Consider the following 24,530-nt stretch of genomic DNA (forward strand, 5'->3'; position numbering starts at 1 on the left):
ATTATAAATCATATAAAATTGCGTTTTTCCTGCCCCCTAATTTTTGACTATGGCTTATGATCCGCATTTTCCCTTAACAGAATTATTTGAAAGCAGAACCTTTCCTCATGCCCGGACTCTGCGCACATCTTTTCTGCAAAAACTTTGGGATACCTACAATGCGTTCGCAGGAAAGGCACCCATTCTGTCGCGAAAACCTCATTCAGGAATCTTCGATTATCTGACTTTATATGCAGCGGCAGGTTTATTGTTTTTAATGCTATGGTGTTTTGAAAATGCTCATAGGAACTTTCTGGCCACTGTGTTATTGCTACCTGTTGCTTTAATTAATATTCCACTTTTCATTGCGCGCGTAGCTATTAGTGTGGTTACCACCATTGCATTTTCACCCCTCATCGCTTTGGTGCATGGCATTTCTCGCCTGGCCGCCGGCCAAAGTCATGTAGAAGCACTTAGCTTGGTGGGCAGGCTGAAAAATGGCAAAGAGCAGAGCCTCGGCAATTACTTAGCAAAAGAGCATATGGATATTGAGGAATTGAATGTGACCATCAAAAAATCCCCCCAGAAATTAGACATAGCTAGCCTTGGGAAGGATGATGGCTTTAGCAGTTATCAATTAATGTTTTGGAGAAAAGCCACTGGGTCATCAGCAGGTTTGGCCTGTGAAGGATGTTTAAATGGAGGATGCGACACAAATCACGCGCCTTTCTCGGTTGAAATTAAACCCCATGAGGCTAGCGCCACTAAACAGGCAGCCAATATTCATGCCTTATTTAAGCTTAACGTAGGCGATGTGGTTAGCAACATTGAGGAGGCTGACATTGGTTACTCTGCTAAACAGGCGCTTTTAGTGATTTAGTTAAAATCAAAAATATTTTCATTAAACATCATGAAATGCCCCAACCAAGGATGCCAAGAAAACTACATAAGTTGGTCATGATCTATTCTTAGCAAGGATTTTAATTGCCTTAGTAACTGAGGGAATGAGTTTAAATGCCTCCATTAGAAATTATAATTTTTCTAGCAGATAGATTTTTGGCAATTAAATCAAAATTGCTTCTTGCTACATAAGGGTCGTTGCTCCCAGGGTAGCTGATACAATCTGATTAGTTGTTCAAGCCACCTCAATAAAAAGACAGCTCCTAAGTTATGGCCAATTAAATCCTATCATCATTAATTATGGGTGACCATGTGGAATTAAGTAACTGAAGCCAGTTCTGCAATTCTTGACCATTGGGTGTAGGCAACTGTGGAATGAAAATATGTATTAATAACGACTTATAATGCACCTTTTATTAAAGGAGGCTTCTATGGATTATTATTTGATTAATGCTATTAATTATCGGCGCTCTTTCGAGGCTGATGCACAAAGCTTCATGCTCGACCCCGCCCCGGCTACTGTAATTATTACCCCATTCCCTGATAAGCCAGAAGATAAGGCTATTTACCTTGCATCATTGCAAAAGATAGTGAGTGGGCGTAAATATAAAACATCCATTCTAATCTGGAATGTGGAGCCTATTTTTCTCAATGATATTCTGAGGACAATCGAGGGAAATCCTAATATCATTGGATTGGAGGTTGCTGGATGGTTTGAAGATGAACATGTTGCACTAATAGCCGAACTGTTAACTGAACCGCAATGCGCAATTGCAAAACTTAGGCTGGCCTTTAAGGAGGAATTAAATTTTTTACCCTTAGCTCAAGCCCTCCAGAAGAACAAAAGCATTTCACAATTAAGTTTTGAATTCCTTTCTGGGCTACTGTACCCCGCTGATTTGCAATGGTTAAGCTGCATTTTCAAGGTCATGGCTGGTAATCCTTTGGATGAGGCCGAAGGCTTTGAATCAGTAATCGCCAATAATTCTGTGCAGGCCTTAGAGCTGGTCGGCTTCTCCGAAATTTCAAAGGCAGCGGAGCATCATTTGAATTCGATGCTGGAAAAAAACCAAACCCTCACTCATTTTAGATGGGCAGGCACCAAGCCCGAGCTTTTTACTAAGATGAAGAATAGCTTAAGCCAGAGTAAGCAATTGTCCGTACTTTCTTTAGAAGGTTGCGTGATGAGCAGCGATGAGCTTGCAAATATTGCCCATTTTTTGCCTTCTAATCTAGGAGTCCTTAATCTTTCCCATTTAGCTGACCTTGCCCACACTAGTAAAGCTTATCGGGAGGCTTTTGTGATCGGTCTCATTAATTTAATCAATGAATGCAAGGCGAAACGATTAGAACTGCAAATCATTTTTCATAATAATGATTTGAAGTGTGCAATTGAGAAATATCGGGATGATTTAAGGCAATTAATAAACAGGGAATCTAAAGTTTATTTAACCACTAAGGAAATGAAAGAGCTGGTCTGGGCCCATCAAAATCAATGCCTTACCTTCTTTAACATCGTTTCTGCTGCAAAACTAAAGGCGGATGAACGCCTTGAAAGCCAATATAAGCATGGAGTGGTGTAGTTACTCATCAAACCAATCCTGAATTGTTATATTTTTTTCAGTCTCTTGAGCAAGCATAGCCTGGATGATTGGCTTGCTGCGGGCGAAATTCATGAGGCAGGGCTTAGTAAGAAGGATGTTTTCAACAAGCCCATATTTGGGCGTTTGCTTTCACATAAAAAATCTAAAGAACGTTAATAGCGCTAAAGAGCCTAAAATAACTGGCCAAAATAGCAGCTTGGGAAGTAGATTATCCCGCCATTTCAAACAGGCTGGTATTTTATCTTGGCCGGTTACTATAAACGCATTGATTGCTATCAGACTAATAACCAGGTAAGTCACTGCGTAGAACAATTCAATATAGAGTATCGGCTGGCCTGGAAATTGGCTTCTTAAGTTGGCATTTATCACTAATATTGAAAAAAAGGCCGCACCCAAGGCCGATATAATCCCAATGGTTGATAAGCCCAGTTTTTGGCGTTCCTCAGCTTTGGTTCTCGTCATCATTACCAGGGAAAATAAAATGCTCCATATCACTATGACCGGCAATAAATAATGAATAAAGGCATCAATGAAATAGCGGCTAACGATGATGTTGTAATACAGTTCGGGATAGTTTTCCGTATAGCGATAATTCTTAATGCCAAAATTACTGTCCATATTCAGCTTTTCCATACTGAAAAAGCTTTCTTCAAATTTAAGCCCGACTTCGACAATATTCTTTTCAAGCCCCAGGAGCTTTTGCTTGGTTGATTGATAGGCATTCAAATCAGGAACAAGGATGATGTTCTTGTAAAATTCGCGAGACCATAGGCGCAGCCAAATGACTTGAATATCAAAAGGATAATTTGAATAATCAAAATCCTGAAATATTGGGACTCCCCCAAATTGCCAGCCGCGAACTTGATAATCATCGAATCTAAGTTGATAGGCGCTAGCCCACCATATTCTTACCTTTGACTCTGGAAAAACAACCCCCTCTTCAGGGGGCAGCAGGTTGTTGGGATATTTTTGCCAAACGTAACCACTGACCAAAACAGTATTGGCATTATCAAACTCCATTGATTGAATGAATAGGCCTGTGGGTATGTAGGTGGGTTTTTGCTTATGCCCGGAAAAAAGCTGATTGTATTCATTGATTTTTTGGCCAAGCTGCTCCAGGGAATCGACTCTATTGGGGAATGTTGGGTATTGATGGTATTTAATGATTAACCACATGACAACTATCGCAATTAAAAACAATAAAGAAATCAGCGAAGAAATTATTCCTAATTGCTTATTATTTAATTGCCCAAGCGCCATAATTTTTCTGGTTTTTTTCCAATACGTCTAATTATAGCTTCTGTTTCCAGGCTTGAGTTTCAATCAGACTGCCTGTTAGTCCCTTGTAGTCACAATTATTGATGAACCCTCAGTAAGTGTTTTAGTTATGTGCCCCTTGCCTGTTAAATCTTTGGCAAACAACACATCCCCCGCCCTGAAGATCCGAACTTCACCTCCGCTGGCCTGCACTTCGACTTCGCCTTCAAGATAAATAATGTATTGCGGTTGTGGTGCATTATGCCAATCGAAATGAGCGCCCGGCTTAAACTGGCGAAACATCATGGCCTTGGTGGCAATTTTTTGAGAATAGGAACCCAATGGTTGCTCGGATTCAATATCTAAAGTCTCATCTTTGAAATATGAATTGCCATCTTCGCCGGTAAACAGCGTTACAAACTGCTTCATAAAGTCTCAGCGTCCCAGGTCGCCATACCTAATTGTTGATGATGAACTATGCTAGCAATGTAAGGAAATAAATTCGCCCCTATTCTGGGTATGAGAGTTAAAAATTTATGTGTTTAGCACTGATTGCTATAGAGCAACATCCCTTATTTCCACTGATAATCTTATCGAATCGGGATGAATTTTATCATCGGGCAAGTTCAGCAGCCGATTTCTGGTCAGAAGATCCTGATGTTTTCTCTGGCCGGGATTTGCTGCAGAATGGAACTTGGCTGGGGGTGAACAGGCAAGCCCATTTTGGACTGGTCACCAATTTCCGCATGCCTGGGGAACAGCAAAGTTCAAAACGATCTCGCGGTTGGCTTGTCAAAGACTTTTTACTCAGCAAAACTGATTCGCCAAGACAGTTTTTTGAACAACTTAAACCTGTGGCCAAGCAATACAATCGCTTTAATTTAATCGCCGGCAATTTAAATGAAATTTACTACTACAATAACTTCAACCAGCAGCTGCTCAAATTAACCTCGGGTGTTTATGGCCTTAGCAATCACTTCCTCAATAGCAATTGGTTTAAAGTAAATCGTGCAAAGGAATTGTATGAAACAATCAATCCTTTGCTCCTTAAACAAACTGAGGCAGAAGGACTTATTTCACTGTTGTTTCCCATCCTTTCAGACCGCATGCAGGCGCCCAATGATCAATTAAACAATCCCGGGAACCATGAGTTGGAAATAGGCTTAAGCTCCATTTTTCTTGACTTACCCACATTTGCCTATGGTACTAATGCATCAAGCATCCTATTGTTTAGCCAAGAAGAAATAGTTTTCGCTGAAAAAACATTTAGTAACGGACAACTTAAAACGCAGAAAACGCAGAAATTAAGCATTATTAAACAAAGCGATTCCACTTCTGCTTAAATGCTAATGTGTGCCTGTAACCCTTTCACTACTCTTTCATCTTGGGAAAACGATCATCCAACTCAATAGGAACCCTATTCCTTGGCGGTGGGGGGGAATTTCTATTACCGCCAGAGGCTTTGCTTAAATCCTGCTTTGAAAGCTTTTTGCTTTTTTCGCGTTGCGCAACTGGTTTTTTCATGATCATAAACCTCTGACTATGGCATGTATTTAGCATAGCGCAAATTAAGACAGGGTGCTGAAATTGCCCTTATAGCTACTGAATGCCAAGCATGATGGCTGCTGAAACCATAGCTGCTGCAGGAATAGTCAGTAACCAGGATAAAAAAATGCGTCTGAGAATGGGCCAGTAAGTTTCCTTAAGGCCGTTGATTAATCCTACGCCGGCAATTGATCCAGTTACGGTATGCGTTGTGGAAACTGGAATACCACCCTCCGTCGCAATAAAAATTATAATTGCGGCCCCAGTTTCTGCCGCGCAACCGCGCATGCTGTTCAAATGGGTGATTTTGTTACCCAGGGTGTTAACGATTCGCCAGCCCCCCGTTAAAGTTCCCAGGCTGATGACAAAATGGCAGGAAACAACAATCCAGAATGGAATGTAAAACTGCCCCTCAAGCCAACCCGAGGAAAAAAGAAGGACCGCAATAATTCCCATGGTTTTTTGCGCATCATTTCCGCCATGAGTGAGGCTCAAAAAAGCAGAGGAAGCCAATTGGAATCCCCTAAATAGTTTATTCAACCTCTGCTCATTGTAATTTGTTGAAAGATAGGAAAAGAAGAAAGAAAATAAAAACCCCATTACTATGCCCAGAGCGGGTGAGAAGAAGATGCCGGCGAGCACTTTCATGAAACCAGCGAATTGCAGTGAACCGATTCCGGCTTTCGCCAGCGCCGCACCGGCTAACCCGCCAATCAGGGCATGGGAAGAACTTGAGGGCAAACCATAGTACCAAGTAACGATATTCCAAAAAATAGCACCAATAAGCGCGCAAAAAATCAATTGCACATTAACAATGCTGCCATCAATTAAACCGCTGCCGATGGTGTTGGCAACCGTAAGGTTAAAAATCAAAAAAGCGATAAAATTAAAGAATGCCGCCCAAAGTACCGCCTGTCGAGGCGACAAAACCCCCGTGGTGACGATGGTTGCAATGGAATTGGCTGCGTCATGAAAACCATTTATGAAGTCAAAGAGAAAGGCAATTAATACTACAGATAAGATAAACAAAGTACTTGACGCCATTTTTATCCTTAGTAGTGCTGCGATGAGTCAAAGTGCGACTGGTTTCCTTGAAAGTTATTCCACCTTTTTCACAACAGGTCTGACTCTTACCTGATTTATTCTAGCGCCCTGCGCCTGTTCTATAGTAACCACAAAATCAGGGAAAGTAATCGTCTCGCCCTCTTTTGGCGCCCGCCCCAATTTGTGAATAATTAGGCCTGCTATGGTGGCCATTTGCTCCTCATCTTCCGCTTCCAGTATCAAGTCGCGCTGCAAGGCTCTTTCGAGCGTATAAATAGGGCAATCTCCTTTTACGGTAATGCTGCCATCCTCATGGATAGTCCATTCGTCCTGGGTGTTATGAAATTCATCTTTGATAACACCAATAACCAAATGCAATAAGTTATCTAAAGTCAAGAAACCTACTATGGCGCCACGCCGGCCGTAAACCAAGGCAAAATGAGGCATCCCTGCTTGAAATTGGCGCAACAAAGTCAATGCGGGCAAGCGATAGGAAATTTTCGGCACAGGCCTTGTAATTTCTCTTAATGATAACTCGGCTTTGCTTGTTGCTTCTTGCAACAAAGGTTGTAAATCCTTTACATGCAAAATCCCGATAATTTGTTTTTTTGCCCTATCATAAACAGGGTAGCGGCTATAGCGATATTCATTGAGTATTTCTATTAATCGGCTGCTGCTAATGGGGGTCTCCAGTGTGACCATGTCTTCAACCGAGCGCATGACATCCATGGCTTGCAAGTCACCTAATTCAAGGGTCTGCGACAAAATGGAACTTTCCTGCTTGCTTAATTCGCCGTGAACCTCACTGGATTGCAAAATCATTTTAATCTCTTCACTGGAGTGAAATTGCTCTCCTTCGTGCACGACGTCCAGGCCTAGCTGCCTTAAAAGAAAATTTGAACAATTATTAAGAAGCCAAATGACAGGATACATAAGCCAGTAGAAAGCATATAAAGGGGCAGCGGTCCACAGGGAAATCGCTTCACTCTGACGAATGGCCAAAGATTTTGGCATAAGCTCACCGACCACAATATGTAAAAAAGAAAGCAGGGAAAAAGCCAGAATAAAGCTAATGAATTCATTCAAAGCCGGGTTTTCCAAGCCTAACCAGGCAAACCCCGGGGAAAGCAAGCGCGTAAAGGCCGGCTCACCAATCCACCCCAAGCCCAGTGAAGCTAAAGTAATCCCCAATTGGCAAGCGGATAAATAAGCATCCAAATTTCGATGCACCTTGGCAAGGATACTTCCACGCCATGGATATTGCTCCTCAATGATGGCAACGCGCGTTTGTCGCAATTTCACCATGCCAAATTCAGCGGCCACGAAAAAGGCGTTTAATAAAACCAGTGCCAAACCAGCCAGGATTAGTAATAAAGTAATCATCTTAGAAGTAATAACTGGTACGAGTCATGATTTTCGACGCCCACTGCATCAGCTGCTTAATGAACGGAGGCAGCTCGGCAGCCCCTGCTTTAATGGCCATGTCCGCATGATGTGCTTCATCCTCATGCATATGCTCCAAAACAACTTTGGTTTTATTGTCTTTTGGCGGTAAGCGCTCCAAATGGCTTTGCAAATGCTTGGATACTTGCAATTCGGTCTCCGCAAGAAAACCAAGGCTCCAGCGATCCCCTGCAACACCGGCAGCAATACCAAGCATCAAAGAGCCCATATACCACAATGGATTGAGCACACTGGGCTGACTGCCAAGCTCTTGCAACCTTTGCTCACACCACGCCAAATGATCAACCTCCTCCTCTGCCGCATTGGCCATTTGCTCCCTTACCTCAGGCAGTTTTGCCGTCAAAGCTTGGCCGCGGTATAAAGCTTGCGCACAAACTTCACCAGCATGGTTCACCCGCATCAGTCCGGCAACATGTGATTGTTCATCAACCCCAAGTTTAACGTCAGCAACCGCATTTCCAGGGGTCAGCCGCTTACTAATGCGTGGATTTGGCGGTAATAGAGTGCGTAGAGCGCCATCGATTTCAGCCAAAACTTGTTCAAAGAGACTTGATTTGCGCATACCATCTTCTATCAAGACAATTAGAAAGCAATGTTAGCTTGAATACTGCCCGGATAAAAGTATAAATCCTGCTTACATGCTATCCTTTTTAGAAAGGGCTTGGTATTACGAGGGAGTTATGACTATTTTATCCAAAGATGCCTTGCAAAAAATAAAAAGAGAGCGGCAAGAACGCAATGAAGATCAACCCGTTGAAGACGTGGACGCTTTATTTCGGGATCTGGATACAAAAATTGAGGAAAAGAAGGAAAAGAAAGGGGATTATGACGCTCTTCTGGAAGATGATTTTGAATCGTTTGAGGAGTGAATGGCCATTTTAAGACCAAAGTTTTCCGAACTTGGGTTCCGTAAAATCCATGAAATAACCGCTCCATTTCTCTTGGGCACATAAAGACTCAAGCACATGGTGGTACTCTGATTTTTTATGGGAAAAGAAGAATAATTTGAGCGCCACGCTTTGCCGACTGACAAATGCCGCGCAAGGCTTTTCGCTGGTCGCCTACCCCATGCAGGCAATTGAAGGAAGTTACCACATCAAATTCATCACTAAATCCATTATCCATTGCATCCATCTGCAAAAACCCCAAATTGCTTTGATGGGCCAATTTATTGAAGGCAAATTGACCATCTGCGGAGATACATCCGTCCCAAGTACCTGACCATGGCTAACCCTCAGAGCCATTTCCCGCGTGATTTCGCCACCACCACAACCAATATCAAGTACCTTTGCCTGTTTATCCAAAACAATTTTGTTTAATACTGCATGGAAAAATTAAATCGCAGCTTATTGTTTTAACTGTATATTTCGGGGGTTAGACTAGCTGTGGGCGGGAGTGGGCATATGTGTTATCATAAATGTTTCCATAGCAAGGTTGCAATTGTACAATAAAAAATTCTTTTCAATTCAAGAGAATAAATTTACGACTTAAAAATCCTCACTATAAGCAATGTTATATGTATACGGAAATTGATTTAAGAAATGGCGTTGTTAGAGTTCTTTGGGAAGATATTCATAAACGCGTTGAAATTGCATGTCCTGAATTTGCTAAATTGGTTAACAAACTCTCTCCTGGCAAAGATTACCCGTTGTATCTACTCTACTTACCTTATGGTATGTTAAAAGGTGATACACAAAGTTCTTATCTTCCAATGATGGATGGAGGTTTCTGTAAGCTAACGGATGCAAATTTACCTAAGCAAATTGTTAATGATTTAGGATATGGTAAGTATACCTCCCCCCTGGGGATGATTTTAGAAAATGAGATTGAATACTTCATTGAAACTGATCATGAAATTTTCCCGTATGATATTGCTAGTCCGGGCTTTATTTTTAATAAATCTATTCTTCTTAATAGAAAATCTACACGCAACTACTCCCCCAATGGTATTTTAAAAGCTTCTTCAGGTTCAAAAACTGCATTTTTGATTCCAAGTATCAGTAACTACAGTAATATTGTTAAATTAAGCAATTCAATTAAGCAAAAAATCAATGCACCAAAAAAGCTGTCGGAGCATTCTAACGTTTTTAAAACTATCGTTAACAGTGAAGTAATTAAGTCAGATTGGCGCGTTTGTTTACTTTATTTTTCTGAAAAATGGATAAATTCAATTTCGCAGGATCTCGCCTGGATTGAACTTAAATCTTTTATTATGGATCACGATAGAATTTCACACCAATTTGAATCGAATAGCACGTTTTATGAACTATTCTTTTCTCAAACGCAAAAAAATAACAACTTGATTACATCTAATTCCTACATAACCAATACAGCTATTCATTTAATGAAAATTTGTTTGGGTGAAGTGCCGGGGTACATACCTGCCACAGATCATCGATCATTGCCCTTAAGAGAATTACAAAATGCTTTTACTAAGTACTACGAATTAGATAGCCATCCAACATTCATGATCCCATACAAATTTAAATATGAAATTGATAAAACTCCTGTTTATTATTCGCTCCAACATCCAACCATGCCAAGCTCTTTAATTAAAAGAAATGATAGAACCAGTGCAAATTCAGAACTCAAGTTTCTGGACTATATACTTCCTTCTTTTATTGATGCACTGCATTTTCCTAATAATATGCTAAGCGGAACAACTCTCGAGGAGATGGCAAGACTTGTAAAATTTGAGTATTTTCATAATGTACCATGTGGTAGCAATTTCATATTAAATTCCGCTTTACTCCCAACCTTTGATGACAGATTCTTATACAGCTCTCTGGAAACACTAAGTCTAAGATTTTGTCACGAAGGCAAATTTTTAAGAGGATGTATTAAGATGTGCTCAACTACATAAGGGTGGAATATATAAAGTTGCTAAACGTGGGATCTCAATCTCTTCTAATGAATCAAGCTCAAGCTCAATGATCTCAGATGAAACTCCAGCATATAATGCAGCTACGTAAAGGATTAATGGATGATTAGCTGAATATTTATTTAATAAAATTTTTTTTAAATAGCTTAGCCCAGTTTTTTGAGTAACTTTATTAATTTCACCCTTAATAATTTTAATTTCGTTTACTATGGCAATTTGCCATAGTATCAAATGCGCACTAGAGGAATATTCCACATTTTTATTTATAAAAAGAGTGGCATCATAACATTGCAACCCTGCTCCTGCGGGATCTATCCTCAGATCTGCAAGTAAACAATCCAAAGCAGATATTCCAGGCAGTACCGATAATTGCATTTCGCTGTTTGAGCATTGCTCAATTAATTTCATTGCAACTGAAGAGAATACAAGGGGATGACCATATATTAACAAAACTAAGTCATTATATTTACCAGCGTAGGAGAGAACAACTTGTACAATTTTTTCATATGCATCTATTCTCTTTTCGCAAGAGTAATAAATTTCATCCAGTGAAAAGGAAATTTTAGAATTATTTAAAACCCAGTGCTTCATTGCCGGTTCATTTAAAAGATAAAGCACACATGAGCTAGACTTGATAATCCCCTTTACCTCAGTAGTTAGGTGAGCCAGGAATTTTATTCCTGTCCCTGCTATTGTTAATCGTTTCAAAGGAATCTCAATAGTCTAGAATGCTACATGAGTTTCACATGCAAAATATTCCATGGGAGTAGACATACCTAACTCTTGATTTAATATTTTTCGAATCTGTTCAGAATTTTTTAAACTATTTGAAATTAGATAACTTTGAATTACCTCATTATTAACTTGATTATTCTCAGCTAACATTTCTAATATTGATATTAACTGCATACATTCTCCATATTCTCTTAAAAAGCGTTTTTTGGTGATAATGCTTGGGCTAACCTTTCGCCTCTATGAATAGAAATAGACAATAAGAAACAAATTAATCCAAGAATACCACATAACTTCCAAACTACCATATTTCCGTATTGCTCGGCTAAATAACCAGACATAACAGGTCCAACAAAACCACTGCCCATAAAAACACTCCTCCAAATGCCAAGTGCCAACCCATCACTATTTGAATTAAATTGAGAAATAATTAACGATTTTGATAGTGGGGAAAACAAAATCTCTCCTATTGTCATTATGATTAAACCCATTGCGGAAGTTAAAAATACAGCAGAGAAACCAAAAAAGCAGTAGCCCACACCAACACCCAAGCCTCCTAATCCCATCATTAAAGTATTATTTATGTTTTTAACTTTTTCTATCACTATTGGTTGAATTAGGAATATAAGCCATGGATTTATTGATGCAATAATTACGGCCACTCCACTCCCACCGAATCTTTGTTGAATCGTTGGAGTATAGATAACTTTTATACTTGAAAAGATTAATCCTATTAAAGCTACATTAGCTAATGTCATTAACAGAATTTTGTAATTGGCTAGAATGAACATTGGCTTCTTTTCGTGGTGTTTATTCACAATGAAAAGAGAATTAGATGCTAAAATCTTAAAAGTTAATCCTCCTATAGCAATCAGTGAGAGTCCCATTGCAATTAGAACTAACTTGATTTGATGAATAGAGAGAACCAATAAAACAGAAGTGCTAACAGAATAACTTATGTTAAATACTATTAATTCGACACTTATTAGCTTTAGCTTTGTATTTTTATCGTTAGCAGGTTTAAGAAAGTTCTTCAGATTACTTATCGTTAAAACATAAACTAATATTCCTACGAAAAGCATACATATTTTTATGTTTAACAAATCATCAACTGTCAGTAAGCTAATGAATATTATTCCTAATAAAAGACTAGAAATGCATGAAAGATTAATTGATGAATATTTAGTTGTTAAAGCCCCTCCTATAAACGAACCTATAAAACAACCCGTATAATAAATAGAGACCGTTTCACCTATATCAAGAATAGAAAAATGTTTAACTTTGGTTAAATATAAGGCTATGCACATGCATGAAGCGGTAATTAAGGAGCTTACAACAATAATAGGCAGCAGCAATAATGAACATCGAGGAATCGCAAGATATTTTCTATACCAACTCAAAATTCCTTTTCTCATTTAACCCCTCTTTATACTGTCGTCCGAATCTGATGCTGTGTAGTCTTAAAAAATATTTAAGATCAAGAGATGCAGCTCGTCCTCTTCTCACCGGCATCCATTAGATGCCTCAGGTTAGAGGCTTAATGTATTCGAAAGTTATAGGGTAGTCCACAATAATCCATCTGGATTATGTCCAGAAGCCGAATTCTTGACGAGTTTGCATGTCTTCTTTACTTAAATCATTCTGCCTAATAAAAAATCCATAAATTTATATTTTTTTATTTTATTTTTTTAAAAGCTGTATTTATAGTTGTTTATGGAAATTAATAATTCTGCTGAAATAAACCTCGTTGAATGCTGGCTATTATCTAAGACCGAATTCAACGTGAGCTAGATTCCTATAGGATTAATTTAGAAAGAATTATTTAAAGGAGAAATGGATTTATCATGAACGACGTACCCTACATTCTTAGTCTCGCCTACAAAAAACAAATTGATGATGTTTGTAAACCCCTTGCAAGCATAGGCCTTAAGCATTTTGTAATGTATGTGATTTTTAACGATGGTACTCCTTTTATTTTGTCAAATGTTTATCCTGTGACCCAAGCTTATTATCGGGATGAACTCTACAAAGAGGATTATAATTACACACCTCAAATGATTGAGCATGCGGGCGAGGGTTATCTGTTAACTAATAAAGGGGAGTGCATTTCGCCTAGATTGAGAGCGATGCTTGCAGAAGAATATAAGATTTACCCTGTTTATAACCTTGTTAGGCGTTGTGCGGAATGTACTTTTGTTTTTAGTGCTATACGAGGCGTTCCTACTGAAGACAGCCAATCTTTTTATGACAAGACGGTACGTTCTTTTGAAAATTTTTGCACCTCATTTGTTGATGCATTCTTAGAATTAATTGAATTTTGTAATCCTAAATACAAATATTCCTTCATATTAACTAACAAACATTTTCGACATGCAATCATCAAACGTGGATATTCTGATCAAAGTTCAATTTCCATGCGTGAACGAGAATGCTTATGGCTCGCCGCTCAAGGAAATACAGGAAAACAAATCGCGCAAATGCTTAAAATCAGTCCTTATACAGTGGAAAAATACTTAAAGAACATTCGAGAAACTTTTAATTGCAGTACACTGGTCGAAGCAGTGGTTGAAGGTATTCATCGCGGGTTAATTGGAAAAATGAATCTCAATACATTATCGCCCACCTCTAATTCAACTCATCCGCATTTTGCAAGACCCATTGTACAAAAAACTGCTGCCTAATTATTTTAGAGCATATAAACACCGGTGATATATGCTCTTCTCTAAATAATTCTGTCAGAAGAATCGATGCTGATTAAACAAAGCTTCCTGCATATGGAAAAACCTTTAACTAGGTCCCAACAAACTGTTATAGGCAGTCTATCCCCCAGCTAATTTCCCAAAGAGGTACCCCCTGCAGTTATTTAGAAGACGAAGTACACTCTCCATTTCAGTGCTGACCTGTACATTGGTTGAAGCAATTAAGCTCTAGGTCAGCAAAAAACGGCAGTGAGCTAAGGCCGAAACTAAGCCCGAGCAAATGGATCAAATCACAGCTGTCTGCAATTTAATGCAAGGTTTGGCTCGCAGGGATTTCAGCATTCAGAGTCATTTCTTGGAGATTAATACGGATGGTATCATTGTCTTGGCGGCGTGTTGCTCTCAGATACTTGTAATGCAAATAACAACACAGACTTAACAATAACATTTTTGCTTTCATGACAGCCTCGTAGTGATTGCTGACACAACCGAGTTGTTATTGTTGTTATCGGGTAAGGGCGGCCCGTCGGAGAAGTCACGCGTAACGAAAAATGCATATCTTACAGAAAAGCCTTGAATAAATCAATTTGACTTCAAATAGAACAACTTAGCGAATAACTTCTTGAGGCAGAGATTGCAAGAGTTGCGATTCCTCCACTCCTGATAGCAATTGCAAATCTTTTGACTTCCCATCTACTCCCTGATTAAAATCCGCGCACTTAATTTGCTAAGGATTATTTATGTTTGTGGTTGCCATTTGCGGTCCCTTAGAATCAAATGTAAAACAGTTTGCCCTTGAGTTACGGAAACGAATTTCGCTTCCCGTAACCATGATTTATGAGCAAGATTCACCTGAGAGCCACGCGGAAATACTTGCTGATCTTGCACGTGCAGAAGGTTTGGTTTTACTGGTCGGCCATCGCTTGTTCCTTAACGACCGGCTTGAACACTTATCTGGCCATGAATTTAAAATCAAAATTTTCTTTGAAACGGATCCTGAGACTTGCCTTATCAATTTAATGAAAAGAAAAAAAGACGATGATGCGACGGCTACAATTAAGTTGTACGAAACCATCCTTAAACCCTTAAATGAGCAAATCAATGCCAGTAGAAAAATGGCTCACATCATCATTCCAAAGAGTGATGATTACTCAGCTTCTTTTGATCTGCTGTGCTCAAGCCTAAACGATAAAAAATATCTGGGTTTGGAGTTTGGCGTATCCAAAGAACCGAGGTTTTTTTAAGCCAAATCATGACTGCAGCAACTGAAGAACCAGTAATCATTGAAACATTAATCTTAGTGGCAATTTGGGACAGTCCCAGTATTTTCCAGGGTTGCTTTCACCTTGCTACTGCTTCGCAGGAGAAGCAAAGCCTTGTGTTTTTCCGTTGCGAGTGCGCACTTGGGGAGGCAGCCATCCTCGATGACGATTTTAGTGAAGAATACTACCAATTTACGCAGCTTTACCGGGACAAGCAACAGCTTGATTTAGCTTATTGGAGACAGGAAAAACCAGATAGTCTGTATATTTTAAAATATGCTTTGCACTTAAGCCTTAAACAAATGCTAAGACATAACAACTGGAATTTAAAGTATACCGATGAGATAGCCCTTTCTCGTATCGAGCAATCAATTAAAACCATCCTGCATGCAGAATCCTTCCTAAAGGCAGCGGAACACCTTGGCTTTGCAGTAGCAATCCCATTTATTGCGCATGAAAACGACAGCCAACAAGCTATTGATGCTCTATTGACTCTCTAGTAAAAAATCCGTTTTAAACCGTTTCAAATTAAATTTTTATGTGCTAATTTCCGCAGCTTTATTCCCTTAAGTGATTGATATGAAACCTAAACTTATTGCTTTGTTGATGGCATTACCTGTAATGGCTTCTGCTGGCTTACATGCCAATTTAAATTTTAAAAAAACATTTTGCGGCAATGAAGATTTTCTGGGCAATGCCGGGGCTAAACGACCGCATTTGCATTGTGGAACATCATTTATCTCTTACAAAAAACAAACCGGTGACCACTCCAACATTTCAGAACCAGGAAATTGCGTCCGCACCAATGCCGTGTTCGATCACATTAAAGCCAACATCAATTCATTTGAGAATTATTCGGCCATTTATAATGCTTTAGTGCTCTACCACCAAGCCGGTTGCCCCAATCAGTAGCGAACTTCAGAACATCCTATTGGGCTGGTGAAGCAAGCTGGGAATCCTCAAACCCCTGAGCTTTCCTAGCCTCAGCCCTTTGTACTTCTTTGTGCAGGTCCTGCGTGCAAAAAAGGACACTTGGTCTTTGGAAATGCAGCTTAAGGTAGCTGGATAAGCAGGGCCATTTTCCTTCAGGCAAAGAGAACCCGGCTGCATGCATGTTCAAAAAAATTGAAACCACGGCCACATCCGCAATACTAAATTCATGGCCTACAAGATGCCGCTTATCAATGAGCTGCCTTTCCAAATAATCCGCAACTGGGGGTAATTGCTGCATTAATGCCCGCTGAATGGATTGCTCGTCCGGAACCCGGTTTCGGTAGAGAGGCACTAAAACGGCTTGATAATAGCAAGGTGCTATGGCTTGAAATAGGGCTGTATCTGCAAACTCTTCATACCAAAGGGCTTTTGCCAACTCCTCAGCTGTTTTGGGATAAAAAGGGGGGGCAGGATACTTCGCTTCGATATAGCTGCAAATGGCTGAAGAATCCGCCACGGTGAAATCACCGTCTCTAAATACTGGAATTTTGCCAAGGGGGCTGATGCTTTTAAACTCTGCAGAAGTCTCAAGCATCGGATTAACCGGGTCAACCACAAAACCAACCCCTTTTTCTTCCAGTAAAATTGCCACTTTGCGTACAAAAACAGAGGCTGGTGCACCGTATAAAACTCTCATTCTTACTTCACCGACCAAGCTATTGAGAAAAAATCATCTTCACTAAAACAAAGTTGGGTAATACTACCCATTCAAGGAAATTGATGAGGATTATAGAATGCAAAGAGTTTAAACATTTTTAATTCCATTTATGCTTTCTGAAAGAAAAACATACGTCATCAATAATTTATTAGCGACTGAAAACACCTACAAATTCCTGCCAGTCATAGCTTATATTGCCTTCAAAATGCTGGCAAAGGAAAAGCTGCAAAAAGATACTCTTGGAGAGATTTATCTTCCCTTAAAGGATTTTTTCAATTTCAGTGTGGAGATATTACCGGAAATTGTTTTGCAGACCAAAATTTTCCCCGATAAAACGTCTTGCGAAGAAAACCGGTTCAGGGCAAATAAAAGAAAATGCTTTGAAGCGCGGCTTCGCTTACTAGAAGGGCAGGGTTTAATCAGGAAAGCCAATACCCAAGACAATAATTATATTTCCTTTCGTATTGTAGATTTACAAGCATTCTACAATTTCGCGCAAAAAAATGCGCAAAATATGTTGTCTGACTTCGGCATAGAAAATGATCTTTTGCCCTTAGAGCAGTATATGGATTTGACCAAGAATTTAAAAGTTTGCCTGATTAAAAACCAAGGAAGCAAACGCCGAGAATCCGAACTTAATGCAGTCAATAATACCAACAACCCAGTAACCCCTCTAAAACGGATTGCCATTGAGAGCACCCCTTCTGTAACCTTGGTCAATGACAGCAGGCTGAGTACAGAAAAACAGTCCCCTGCAACATCAAAAATCTCTTATGGCAATATAAATAATCTTCTGAACAACAATAATGCTCCAGTTGCAGAAGCCGATTTGAGCACATGGTATGGCGAGGCCGCGACCCAGTCTCCCCCTATGCAACATACAAACCTGCCGAGTTCCGATGTGAATCTCGAAATTGTCCGGCTTAAATTAGACATCCAAGCCTTGTGGAAAATTGCCACAGAACAACAAGCAAGAATGGAAGCTTCAGACTATCACATCGATGGGCAAAGGAATGAAATCGTCCGCTTAAAGCAGTGCATTGAGCAACTGAATACAAAAATAGAGGCTTCAGAATTGCAAATTGCGCAGCAAAAAATCGCAATCGCGGGTTTAATCCAAAGCATTGCCGGGCAAAAAACAAGTAAAGAGCAAGCACCCCATTATGCGGGCCAACAGAGGGAGGTTGTGAACCACCTGATTCAACGCAGTGATGAAGCGGTGACCCCAAGTCCAACTGACCGGACAATGCTCCCAATTAGGCCCATTCCCCAGAAGCCATATACTCAGTTTGCCCAAAGCCTTAGCAAGTGGGGGATTTTAGCCAGGGCAACTGAGGACAAACCTAGTGTTCCAGACAATAAGGGCAGTCTTGGAAAAACTAACCCTCAATAGAAAATTGATTTGAGATTGAGCCGGCTTATTGAATTGATGAGCTGGCCTATCTTTCTTTTTTTAAATTAAGATGGCTGTAATATCGACTGTAAACCCAGTAAATTATCAAACCGAAAGCCATCCAAATCCCGAAGCGCAACATTGTCACCCACGGTAAATTGAACAATAAATAAGCGCAACTTAAAACGCCCAAGATAGGCACGATAGGCATTAAGGGGGTTTTAAAAGGACGTTCAATGTCAGGGCGGGTATAACGTAGGATCAGTACGCCTAGACAAACCACGATGAAGGCAAACAATGTACCCACATTCACCAACTGCGCAAGCTCATCGATTGGGACCAATCCTGCCGTTAAAGACATGACAATGCCACACAGTACAATAATACGGATGGGAGTGCGTGTGTAGGAGTTGGTTACGAAAAAAAATGGAGGAAGCAAACCGTCTCGCGCCATGGCCAGAAACACACGCGTTAAACCGTAATAAAGCACCAGCATCACCGTCGTTAAGCCGGCAACAGCACCCACTCCTATCAGACCGGCAACAAAGCGATGTCCTAGCATGAGAAGCGTATGGCTGATGGGTGAAGCCACATTCAAACTTGAATAGTGAGCAATGCCCGTTAGTAAGCCAGAAACAATGATGTATAACACCGTGCAAATTAGCAGGGAACCAATTATGCCAATGGGTAAATCTCGTTGTGGATTAATGGCCTCTTCAGCGGTTGTCGACACCGCATCAAAGCCTATGTAGGCAAAAAAGATGAGTGAGGCGCCTTCCACGACGCCTTGCCAGCCAAAGGGCATAAACGGAAACCAATTTTCCGGTTTAACGTCGGTAATGGCGACCACGATAAATAACACAATGACAAGAAGTTTGATTATGACCATGAGGTTATTAAAGCGGGAACTGAATTTAACCCCTAAACTTAAAAGAATCCCCAGCAGCACAATGATCGTAAAAGCCGCTAAATTGAATATACCCCCGTTTCCAGGGCCAAATATAAAATCTTTGGGTAAACCAAGATGAATGGCTTTTAAAAAATCATTAAAGTAACCACTCCAGCCTACTGAAACTGCAGAAACAGAAATAGAGTATTCTAAAAGCAAATCCCATCCGACAATCCAGGCAATGATTTCACCAAAGCCAACATAGGCGTATCCATAAGCACTACCACAACCGCCTACCGCAGCAGCCAACTCGGCATAAGATAAGGCAGCGAACGCGCAGGCAAAACCTGCGATGACGTAAGACAGGATGATGGCAGGACCTGCCTGAGTGGCAGCGACAATACCGGTCAGGACGAAAATCCCTGCTCCAATGATGGCTCCCACACCTAAAAAAATTAAGTCCAGCGCAGAGAGAACTTGTAATAAATCAGGATTTATTGCTTGCATCTCAGCCACGGCTTTTTTGCGAAACAAGTCCATGATAGTATGCTCTCAAAATAGATGAATTAGTCTAAGTGCTAGCCTTATCATCGTTAGTAAAAAGACCTATTAAGCCTTATTTCTGCATGAAACATGCCAGGCTTTTTTCAGCAATCTATCACTGATGAAAACATTTTTTATTTATTTAATTTTCCTGCTTGGCCTGCATTCTGCAGGGGCTGGGCAATATTCAGAGAGCTGTTCAAAATGGCCTTCCTGGTTTCAAGGCATTTGCCGTCGTTCCCATCAGATTTGGAATGAGGGGAATAATGAACTGTATGTGACTGGCTATGCTTGGCACAATCGCTACACCTACCCCAAACATAAACTGGACAGCTATAATGAACTGGCTTTTGGTGGAGGCTTAGGCAAGGGATTTTATGATGAGGATGGGGATTGGCATGGAGTTTTTGCCATTGCTTTTCTAGATTCCCATAAGAATATTGAACCAGCTGTCGGCTATGCCTTCCTTAAGGTTGCCCACCTAGGTCAAAACACGCGCTTAGGTGCCGGTTACACCGTTTTAGTCACCCAGCGTCCCGATATCTTTCATGGCATCCCCTTTCCAGGTTTGCTCCCCTGGTTGTCATTTAACTATGGTCATTTAAGTCTGCTAGGAACCTATATACCTGGAGCAAAAGGAGCAGGAAATGTGGTATTTATCCTCGGAAAATGGACCTTTGATTCGCTCTAGGGTTGTCATTCTAAGGCTCACTTATAACCCTGAAATTATCCTTGCAAGAATTACCGAGCCTTGCTAGGCTGCCAGACTTAAACCGTTCTAACAGGGAGTATATACATGAAGTTTAAAGCCAAGTTTATTGCTTTTACTGGCGCCCTGCTTTTAGCAGGATCATCCTTTGCGGCATTTAAAGCACCTCCTGTGTGCCCCAGCGTAAGTGCGATTAAAGCCCAGGGCGTTTCCCAGGCTCAACAATTGATTGATCACCTTTACATCGATTATGAAATCCATCAGTACAATACTGAACTCAATTGGGTTTTTGCCGTGGGTCCCTTTGAAGGACAATCTGCAGAAGATGCTTTGGAAGTAGGAAATAAAGCCCTTCGTTATCTATCCGGCAATCCAATTTCCGAACCTGATGAAGATTTTTGGGTTTGCTTATACGAGCTGGACAATGAACATTTTGCTGTGGCTCTGCAATCGGATCGCATGCCTCTACCCTACAAACTTCATAAGTATTTTACTAAAAAAGCTTAACCATTTGGGAGGGATCCCTCCCAATTTCCAATGAGGTTATGATGCAACGCTGTCAGTGGGCTAACCGCGATCCTCTCTATGTGCTCTACCACGATCAGGAATGGGGAGTACCGCTTCGCGACCCAGGCAAATTGTTTGAAATGATTATTCTTGAAGCCATGCAGGCCGGGCTTAACTGGTTTACTGTTTTGAAAAAAAGAGAAGCGATGCGCCAGGCTTTTTTTAATTTCTCCCCTGAAAAGCTGGCAAGGCTAACGGACGAACATCTTAAACAATGGTTGAATCATGAAGGGATAATTCGCAATCGCTTAAAATTGCAATCCTTGCGGAATAATGCCCAGTGTTTTTTGAAGATTGCCGAACGCGAAAATGTCGTGGACTACCTGTGGCAATTTACTGAAGGTAAAACCATTGAAAACAAATGGCATAGTTTATCGGAAGTTCCTGCTATTACCCCTGAATCCATCCAAATGGCCAAGCAGTTGAAAAAAGATGGTTTCTCCTTCCTCGGCCCCACCACTTGCTATGCCTTGATGCAAGCTGCCGGAATGGTGAATGACCACTTAACTTGCTGTTTCCGATGGCAAGAATTAAAAAATAAGTAACTACGGGCAAAGATATTACTGATGAAAAAAATTTCTTGTTAATCTGGTGCCGCAATTTTATTTGGTTGATAATTTTGCTCAAGCCGCGTTCGAGCCTCCAGAGCTTGCCAACCAATCACGAGGAAATTTAGCCTGTGAGTTCCGTATATCAAAAATTAAAGCCTTATGTATTTCCGGGTCTCTTATTGGCCGCGATTATTTTGGGTGGCTGTATGGGTTATTTCTTTGGTGAACAAGCCAAAGGGTTAAAACCATTAGGCGATATTTTTATTAATTTAATTTTTACGGCCATTGTACCTTTAATTTTTTTCAGCGTCTCCTCGGCCATTGTTAGGACAGGGACTCTTTCAAAACTTGGAAAAATGCTATTTTATATGATGTCGGTATTTCTGTTTACCGGAATCATTGCCGCATTTTACATGCTTGTCGTTGTTGAACTTTTTCCTCCTGCACAGAAGGTCAGTGTGTTGCTTGCAAAACCGGCTAATCTTGCACCCAATCATTTAAGTGAGCAAATTGTTGGGATTTTTTCCGTCTCTGATCTGAGCCAATTGCTGTCACCGGAACATATCCTGCCTCTGATTATTTTTTCTATTCTGCTTGGGCTTTCCATTTTGGGGGTAGGTGAAAAAGGGCGGCCTTTTGCTAATTTCCTGCAGGCTGGTGAAGCCATTTTCATGCGTTTTTTTTCCCTCATCATGTGGTATGCCCCCATTGGTTTTTTTGCCTATTTTGCAGTGATGCTCAGCGACATTGGGCCAAAACTTATTGAAAGTTATTTGCGAATTTTTCTAATCTACTATGCAGCAGCTATCATTTATTTTGTTGCAGCATTTACTGTCTATGCCTATTTGGCTGCGCAAGCAAAAGGGGTTAAATTGTTCTGGCGGAATGTGTTTCTTCCGCTGGCAACGTCCATTGCAACATGCAGCAGTGCTGCGAGTATCCCCGCTAATTTGGCTGCTACTCGCAGCATGCGGGTTTCTCCTGAAGTTTATGAAACGGTAATTCCCATGGGCGCCATGATTCATAAAGACGGTTCAGTTCTTGGCGCTGTCGTTAAGATTGCTTTTTTGTTTGGCTTGTTTCATCTTGATTTTAGTGGGGTTTCGGTCATATTGACGGCTGTGCTCATTTCTTTGCTGGTCGGCACCGTAATGGGCGCCATTCCAAGTGGAGGCATGCTTGGCGAACTGTTAATCCTCAGCGTCTACGGTTTCCCGCCCAGTGTTTTACTGGCTGTGGCCACGATAAGCATCTTAATTGACCCATTGGCCACCATGCTCAATGTAACCGGCGATGCCGTGAGCAGTATGATGGTTGCACGCCTGCTTAAAGGTAAAAGTTGGTTTGCCCCTGCCGAAAGCAAGGGGCTTTGAAATCCATTATTGTGGTTCAACTTCATAAACATTGGCAAACCACTGATTTATCCCTTCAACTAAAGTTGGGTGGGCGAACATCAGATCCCTTAATTTTTGGTAAGGTATATCCAACTCCATGGCCAATTGAATTACAGCCAAAATTTCACCGGCTTCGGCACAAAGAATTGACACACCAAGGATTTGATCCGTTTTGGCATCAATCACCGCTTTTAACAAACCGGCTGTTTCCCCCTGAGTTTTGGCCCGGGGAATCACCGCCGCTGGAATTTTGGCAACTTTTATCGGACGACCCTGGGCACGCGCCTGAGCCTCAGTTATACCAATGCGCGCCAGTTCCGGATCAAGGAACACAGTATAGGGTACCAATCGGCCTTCTGAGGAGAGTTTGTGGTTTGGATGGTCTAAATTGTGTTTTAACAAACGATAATCATCCAAAGACAAATGTGTAAATTGTGGTCCGGCTTTGACATCTCCGATAGCCCAAATGCCTTCTGCCGTTGTTTCAAGAAATTCATTTACTTTAACAAACCCACGCTCATCCATCTCCACGTCAGTTTTATCCAAGTTCAATCCCCTGGTATTGGGAACACGTCCGACCGCAACTAATACGTGGCTGCCCTCTATGATTTTGGTTTGCCCATGCTGGGTTACCTCAATGGCTATGCCTTGGCCTTTCTGGTATACGCGTTTAATGCTGCTGTTGATGGCAAAGCCTATGCCTTCCTTCTGCAAAAGCTCAAGCACTTCTTCGGCAATATCCTTGTCTTCGCGGCTAAGAAACTGAGGAGCGGCTTCAATGACCGTTACCTCTGCACCAAATCGGCGAAATATTTGGGCAAACTCAAGGCCAATGTAGCCGCCGCCAATAATGAGCAAGTGCTCTGGGACGCGGTCTAAATTCATTAGGCTGTCATTGCACAGGTAATTGACCTCCTCAATACCTGGAATGGCGGGAATAAATGGCAAAGCGCCAGTATTGATAAAAATTTTCTCAGCGCTGATGTGCAGTTGCTGTAGCCCTTCTCTTGGGCTACTCAATTCAACTTCAAGGGTTTTGTGCTCAATAAAGTGAGCCCGCCCAAGAATCAAATCCATCCCAGAGTCGATGAACTGCTTTAAATTGGCTTCCCGCATGCCTTTTACTATCTTGTCTTTACGAGCGCGTACGGCTTTGAAATCCACCTTATCCAGACTGGCTTGCAAACCATAGTCTGAAGCTTGGCGGCAGTAGTGGGCAATTTTTGCGGATTGCACGAGGGCTTTTGTGGGAATGCAAGCCACATTAATGCAAGTTCCACCAATTTGGTTGTCTTCAACCATGGCTATTTTTTGGCCTCTTTTGGCCAGATCCATCGCCAGTGTTTTACCTCCCTTGCCTCCCCCTAAAATGATCGCATCGTAGTGTTGAACCGCCATTGTAAATCTCCCTTACTTTCGGCAAAAATAGAGTTTAACTATAGTTCAGTTGACTTTTCATCGTCAAA

28 protein-coding genes are annotated in these 24,530 nt (G+C 41.0%); 14 read left to right on the forward strand and 14 right to left on the reverse strand.

Going from position 1 to position 24,530, the window contains the following annotated elements; translation table 11 throughout:
• Nucleotides 1-49 precede the first annotated feature (49 nt).
• Together EL203_RS13960 and EL203_RS13965 are read left to right on the forward strand one after the other, a co-directional pair.
• The gene (locus EL203_RS13960) at nt 50-859 is read left to right on the forward strand and encodes a hypothetical protein (protein ID WP_058471643.1); all 810 of its coding nucleotides are present in this window, start codon (nt 50-52) and stop codon (nt 857-859) included.
• A gap of 451 nt (nt 860-1,310) precedes the next feature.
• A complete protein-coding gene (locus EL203_RS13965) occupies nt 1,311-2,462 on the forward strand; it encodes a hypothetical protein (protein WP_058471642.1) in 1,152 nt (383 codons plus the stop codon).
• Between the two features lie 150 nt (nt 2,463-2,612).
• Here EL203_RS13965 and EL203_RS13970 read toward each other — a convergent pair whose 3' ends face one another.
• Together EL203_RS13970 and EL203_RS13975 are read right to left on the reverse strand one after the other, a co-directional pair.
• Entirely contained in the window at nt 2,613-3,743 is a 1,131-nt protein-coding gene (locus tag EL203_RS13970; protein WP_058471641.1) for a hypothetical protein, read from the reverse strand.
• 75 nt (nt 3,744-3,818) lie between these two features.
• Complete coding sequence (locus EL203_RS13975; RefSeq protein WP_058471640.1) at nt 3,819-4,169, reverse strand: cupin domain-containing protein; 351 nt, start codon at nt 4,167-4,169, stop codon at nt 3,819-3,821.
• A 107-nt stretch (nt 4,170-4,276) separates the two neighbouring features.
• Between EL203_RS13975 and EL203_RS13980 the strand changes: the two genes are divergently transcribed.
• On the forward strand, nt 4,277-5,083 hold the full coding sequence (locus EL203_RS13980; RefSeq protein WP_058471639.1) for an NRDE family protein: 807 nt from the start codon (nt 4,277-4,279) through the stop codon (nt 5,081-5,083).
• Between the two features lie 28 nt (nt 5,084-5,111).
• Here EL203_RS13980 and EL203_RS14480 read toward each other — a convergent pair whose 3' ends face one another.
• The 4 genes from EL203_RS14480 to coq7 all read right to left on the reverse strand — a co-directional run bounded on the left by EL203_RS14480 (nt 5,112) and on the right by coq7 (nt 8,355).
• A complete protein-coding gene (locus EL203_RS14480; protein WP_156413830.1) occupies nt 5,112-5,264 on the reverse strand; it encodes a hypothetical protein in 153 nt (50 codons plus the stop codon).
• Between the two features lie 75 nt (nt 5,265-5,339).
• On the reverse strand, nt 5,340-6,329 hold the full coding sequence (locus EL203_RS13985; RefSeq protein ID WP_058471638.1) for an inorganic phosphate transporter: 990 nt from the start codon (nt 6,327-6,329) through the stop codon (nt 5,340-5,342).
• A gap of 54 nt (nt 6,330-6,383) precedes the next feature.
• On the reverse strand, nt 6,384-7,712 hold the full coding sequence (locus tag EL203_RS13990; protein ID WP_058471637.1) for a hemolysin family protein: 1,329 nt from the start codon (nt 7,710-7,712) through the stop codon (nt 6,384-6,386).
• Nucleotide 7,713: 1 nt separating this feature from the next.
• Complete coding sequence (coq7, locus tag EL203_RS13995) at nt 7,714-8,355, reverse strand: 2-polyprenyl-3-methyl-6-methoxy-1,4-benzoquinone monooxygenase (protein ID WP_058471636.1); 642 nt, start codon at nt 8,353-8,355, stop codon at nt 7,714-7,716.
• Nucleotides 8,356-8,473: 118 nt separating this feature from the next.
• Here coq7 and EL203_RS14000 point away from each other — a divergent pair, with 118 nt between their 5' ends.
• Nucleotides 8,474-8,662: a hypothetical protein gene (locus EL203_RS14000; protein ID WP_058471635.1), complete on the forward strand. Its 189-nt coding sequence runs from the start codon at nt 8,474-8,476 to the stop codon at nt 8,660-8,662.
• 115 nt (nt 8,663-8,777) lie between these two features.
• On the opposite strand, the gene EL203_RS14710 is transcribed toward EL203_RS14000, so the two are convergent.
• Both EL203_RS14710 and EL203_RS14790 read right to left on the reverse strand, forming a co-directional pair.
• The gene (locus EL203_RS14710; protein WP_162262750.1) at nt 8,778-8,918 is read right to left on the reverse strand and encodes a methyltransferase domain-containing protein; all 141 of its coding nucleotides are present in this window, start codon (nt 8,916-8,918) and stop codon (nt 8,778-8,780) included.
• Entirely contained in the window at nt 8,882-9,037 is a 156-nt protein-coding gene (locus EL203_RS14790) for a hypothetical protein (RefSeq protein ID WP_408610129.1), read from the reverse strand. Before EL203_RS14790 ends, EL203_RS14710 begins: the two co-directional genes overlap by 37 nt.
• Before the next feature lie 272 nt (nt 9,038-9,309).
• On the opposite strand from EL203_RS14790, the gene EL203_RS14485 reads away from it, so the two are divergent.
• Nucleotides 9,310-10,656: a hypothetical protein gene (locus EL203_RS14485; protein ID WP_058471633.1), complete on the forward strand. Its 1,347-nt coding sequence runs from the start codon at nt 9,310-9,312 to the stop codon at nt 10,654-10,656.
• On the opposite strand, the gene EL203_RS14020 is transcribed toward EL203_RS14485, so the two are convergent.
• Genes EL203_RS14020 through EL203_RS14030 form a run of 3 tightly spaced genes read right to left on the reverse strand, consistent with a single transcriptional unit; the run spans nt 10,645 to nt 12,821 of the window.
• Complete coding sequence (locus tag EL203_RS14020; protein ID WP_064108359.1) at nt 10,645-11,382, reverse strand: SAM-dependent methyltransferase; 738 nt, start codon at nt 11,380-11,382, stop codon at nt 10,645-10,647. The two genes, EL203_RS14485 and EL203_RS14020, sit on opposite strands and share 12 nt — an antisense overlap.
• A 15-nt stretch (nt 11,383-11,397) precedes the next feature.
• Nucleotides 11,398-11,583: a hypothetical protein gene (locus tag EL203_RS14025; protein WP_058471631.1), complete on the reverse strand. Its 186-nt coding sequence runs from the start codon at nt 11,581-11,583 to the stop codon at nt 11,398-11,400.
• 17 nt (nt 11,584-11,600) lie between these two features.
• Nucleotides 11,601-12,821: an MFS transporter gene (locus EL203_RS14030; RefSeq protein WP_058471630.1), complete on the reverse strand. Its 1,221-nt coding sequence runs from the start codon at nt 12,819-12,821 to the stop codon at nt 11,601-11,603.
• A gap of 429 nt (nt 12,822-13,250) precedes the next feature.
• Between EL203_RS14030 and EL203_RS14035 the strand changes: the two genes are divergently transcribed.
• The 4 genes from EL203_RS14035 (at nt 13,251) to EL203_RS14050 (ending at nt 16,279) form a co-directional block, all read left to right on the forward strand.
• Entirely contained in the window at nt 13,251-14,087 is an 837-nt protein-coding gene (locus EL203_RS14035; protein ID WP_058471629.1) for a response regulator transcription factor, read from the forward strand.
• A gap of 758 nt (nt 14,088-14,845) precedes the next feature.
• Nucleotides 14,846-15,349 (forward strand): nucleoside/nucleotide kinase family protein, encoded by a 504-nt coding sequence (locus EL203_RS14040; RefSeq protein WP_058471628.1) that lies wholly within the window; start codon nt 14,846-14,848, stop codon nt 15,347-15,349.
• A gap of 8 nt (nt 15,350-15,357) precedes the next feature.
• Nucleotides 15,358-15,867, forward strand: coding sequence for a hypothetical protein (locus EL203_RS14045; protein ID WP_058471627.1), 510 nt, complete (start codon nt 15,358-15,360; stop codon nt 15,865-15,867).
• 79 nt (nt 15,868-15,946) lie between these two features.
• Nucleotides 15,947-16,279 carry a hypothetical protein gene (locus tag EL203_RS14050; protein WP_058471626.1) on the forward strand — a complete coding sequence of 111 codons (333 nt, stop codon included), beginning with the start codon at nt 15,947-15,949 and terminating at the stop codon, nt 16,277-16,279.
• Between the two features lie 16 nt (nt 16,280-16,295).
• Here the strand turns inward: EL203_RS14050 and EL203_RS14055 are convergent, their stop codons facing one another.
• On the reverse strand, nt 16,296-16,997 hold the full coding sequence (locus EL203_RS14055; protein ID WP_058471625.1) for a glutathione S-transferase family protein: 702 nt from the start codon (nt 16,995-16,997) through the stop codon (nt 16,296-16,298).
• A 130-nt stretch (nt 16,998-17,127) separates the two neighbouring features.
• Between EL203_RS14055 and EL203_RS14060 the strand changes: the two genes are divergently transcribed.
• Nucleotides 17,128-18,411 carry a hypothetical protein gene (locus EL203_RS14060; RefSeq protein WP_058471624.1) on the forward strand — a complete coding sequence of 428 codons (1,284 nt, stop codon included), beginning with the start codon at nt 17,128-17,130 and terminating at the stop codon, nt 18,409-18,411.
• Between the two features lie 46 nt (nt 18,412-18,457).
• Here EL203_RS14060 and EL203_RS14065 read toward each other — a convergent pair whose 3' ends face one another.
• Complete coding sequence (locus tag EL203_RS14065; RefSeq protein WP_058471623.1) at nt 18,458-19,840, reverse strand: amino acid permease; 1,383 nt, start codon at nt 19,838-19,840, stop codon at nt 18,458-18,460.
• A 124-nt stretch (nt 19,841-19,964) separates the two neighbouring features.
• On the opposite strand from EL203_RS14065, the gene pagP reads away from it, so the two are divergent.
• The 4 genes from pagP to EL203_RS14085 all read left to right on the forward strand — a co-directional run bounded on the left by pagP (nt 19,965) and on the right by EL203_RS14085 (nt 23,043).
• Nucleotides 19,965-20,534 (forward strand): lipid IV(A) palmitoyltransferase PagP, encoded by a 570-nt coding sequence (gene pagP, locus EL203_RS14070; protein ID WP_058471622.1) that lies wholly within the window; start codon nt 19,965-19,967, stop codon nt 20,532-20,534.
• Nucleotides 20,535-20,639: 105 nt separating this feature from the next.
• On the forward strand, nt 20,640-21,059 hold the full coding sequence (locus EL203_RS14075) for a DUF4949 domain-containing protein (RefSeq protein WP_058471621.1): 420 nt from the start codon (nt 20,640-20,642) through the stop codon (nt 21,057-21,059).
• A gap of 38 nt (nt 21,060-21,097) precedes the next feature.
• Entirely contained in the window at nt 21,098-21,664 is a 567-nt protein-coding gene (locus EL203_RS14080) for a DNA-3-methyladenine glycosylase I (protein ID WP_058471620.1), read from the forward strand.
• 134 nt (nt 21,665-21,798) lie between these two features.
• The gene (locus tag EL203_RS14085) at nt 21,799-23,043 is read left to right on the forward strand and encodes a dicarboxylate/amino acid:cation symporter (RefSeq protein ID WP_058471619.1); all 1,245 of its coding nucleotides are present in this window, start codon (nt 21,799-21,801) and stop codon (nt 23,041-23,043) included.
• 6 nt (nt 23,044-23,049) lie between these two features.
• Here EL203_RS14085 and EL203_RS14090 read toward each other — a convergent pair whose 3' ends face one another.
• Nucleotides 23,050-24,462: a mercuric reductase gene (locus EL203_RS14090; RefSeq protein WP_058471618.1), complete on the reverse strand. Its 1,413-nt coding sequence runs from the start codon at nt 24,460-24,462 to the stop codon at nt 23,050-23,052.
• Nucleotides 24,463-24,530 lie beyond the last annotated feature (68 nt).

It is taken from the genome of Legionella jordanis, assembly GCF_900637635.1.
In the GTDB taxonomy this organism is placed as follows: Bacteria; Pseudomonadota; Gammaproteobacteria; order Legionellales; family Legionellaceae; genus Tatlockia; species Tatlockia jordanis.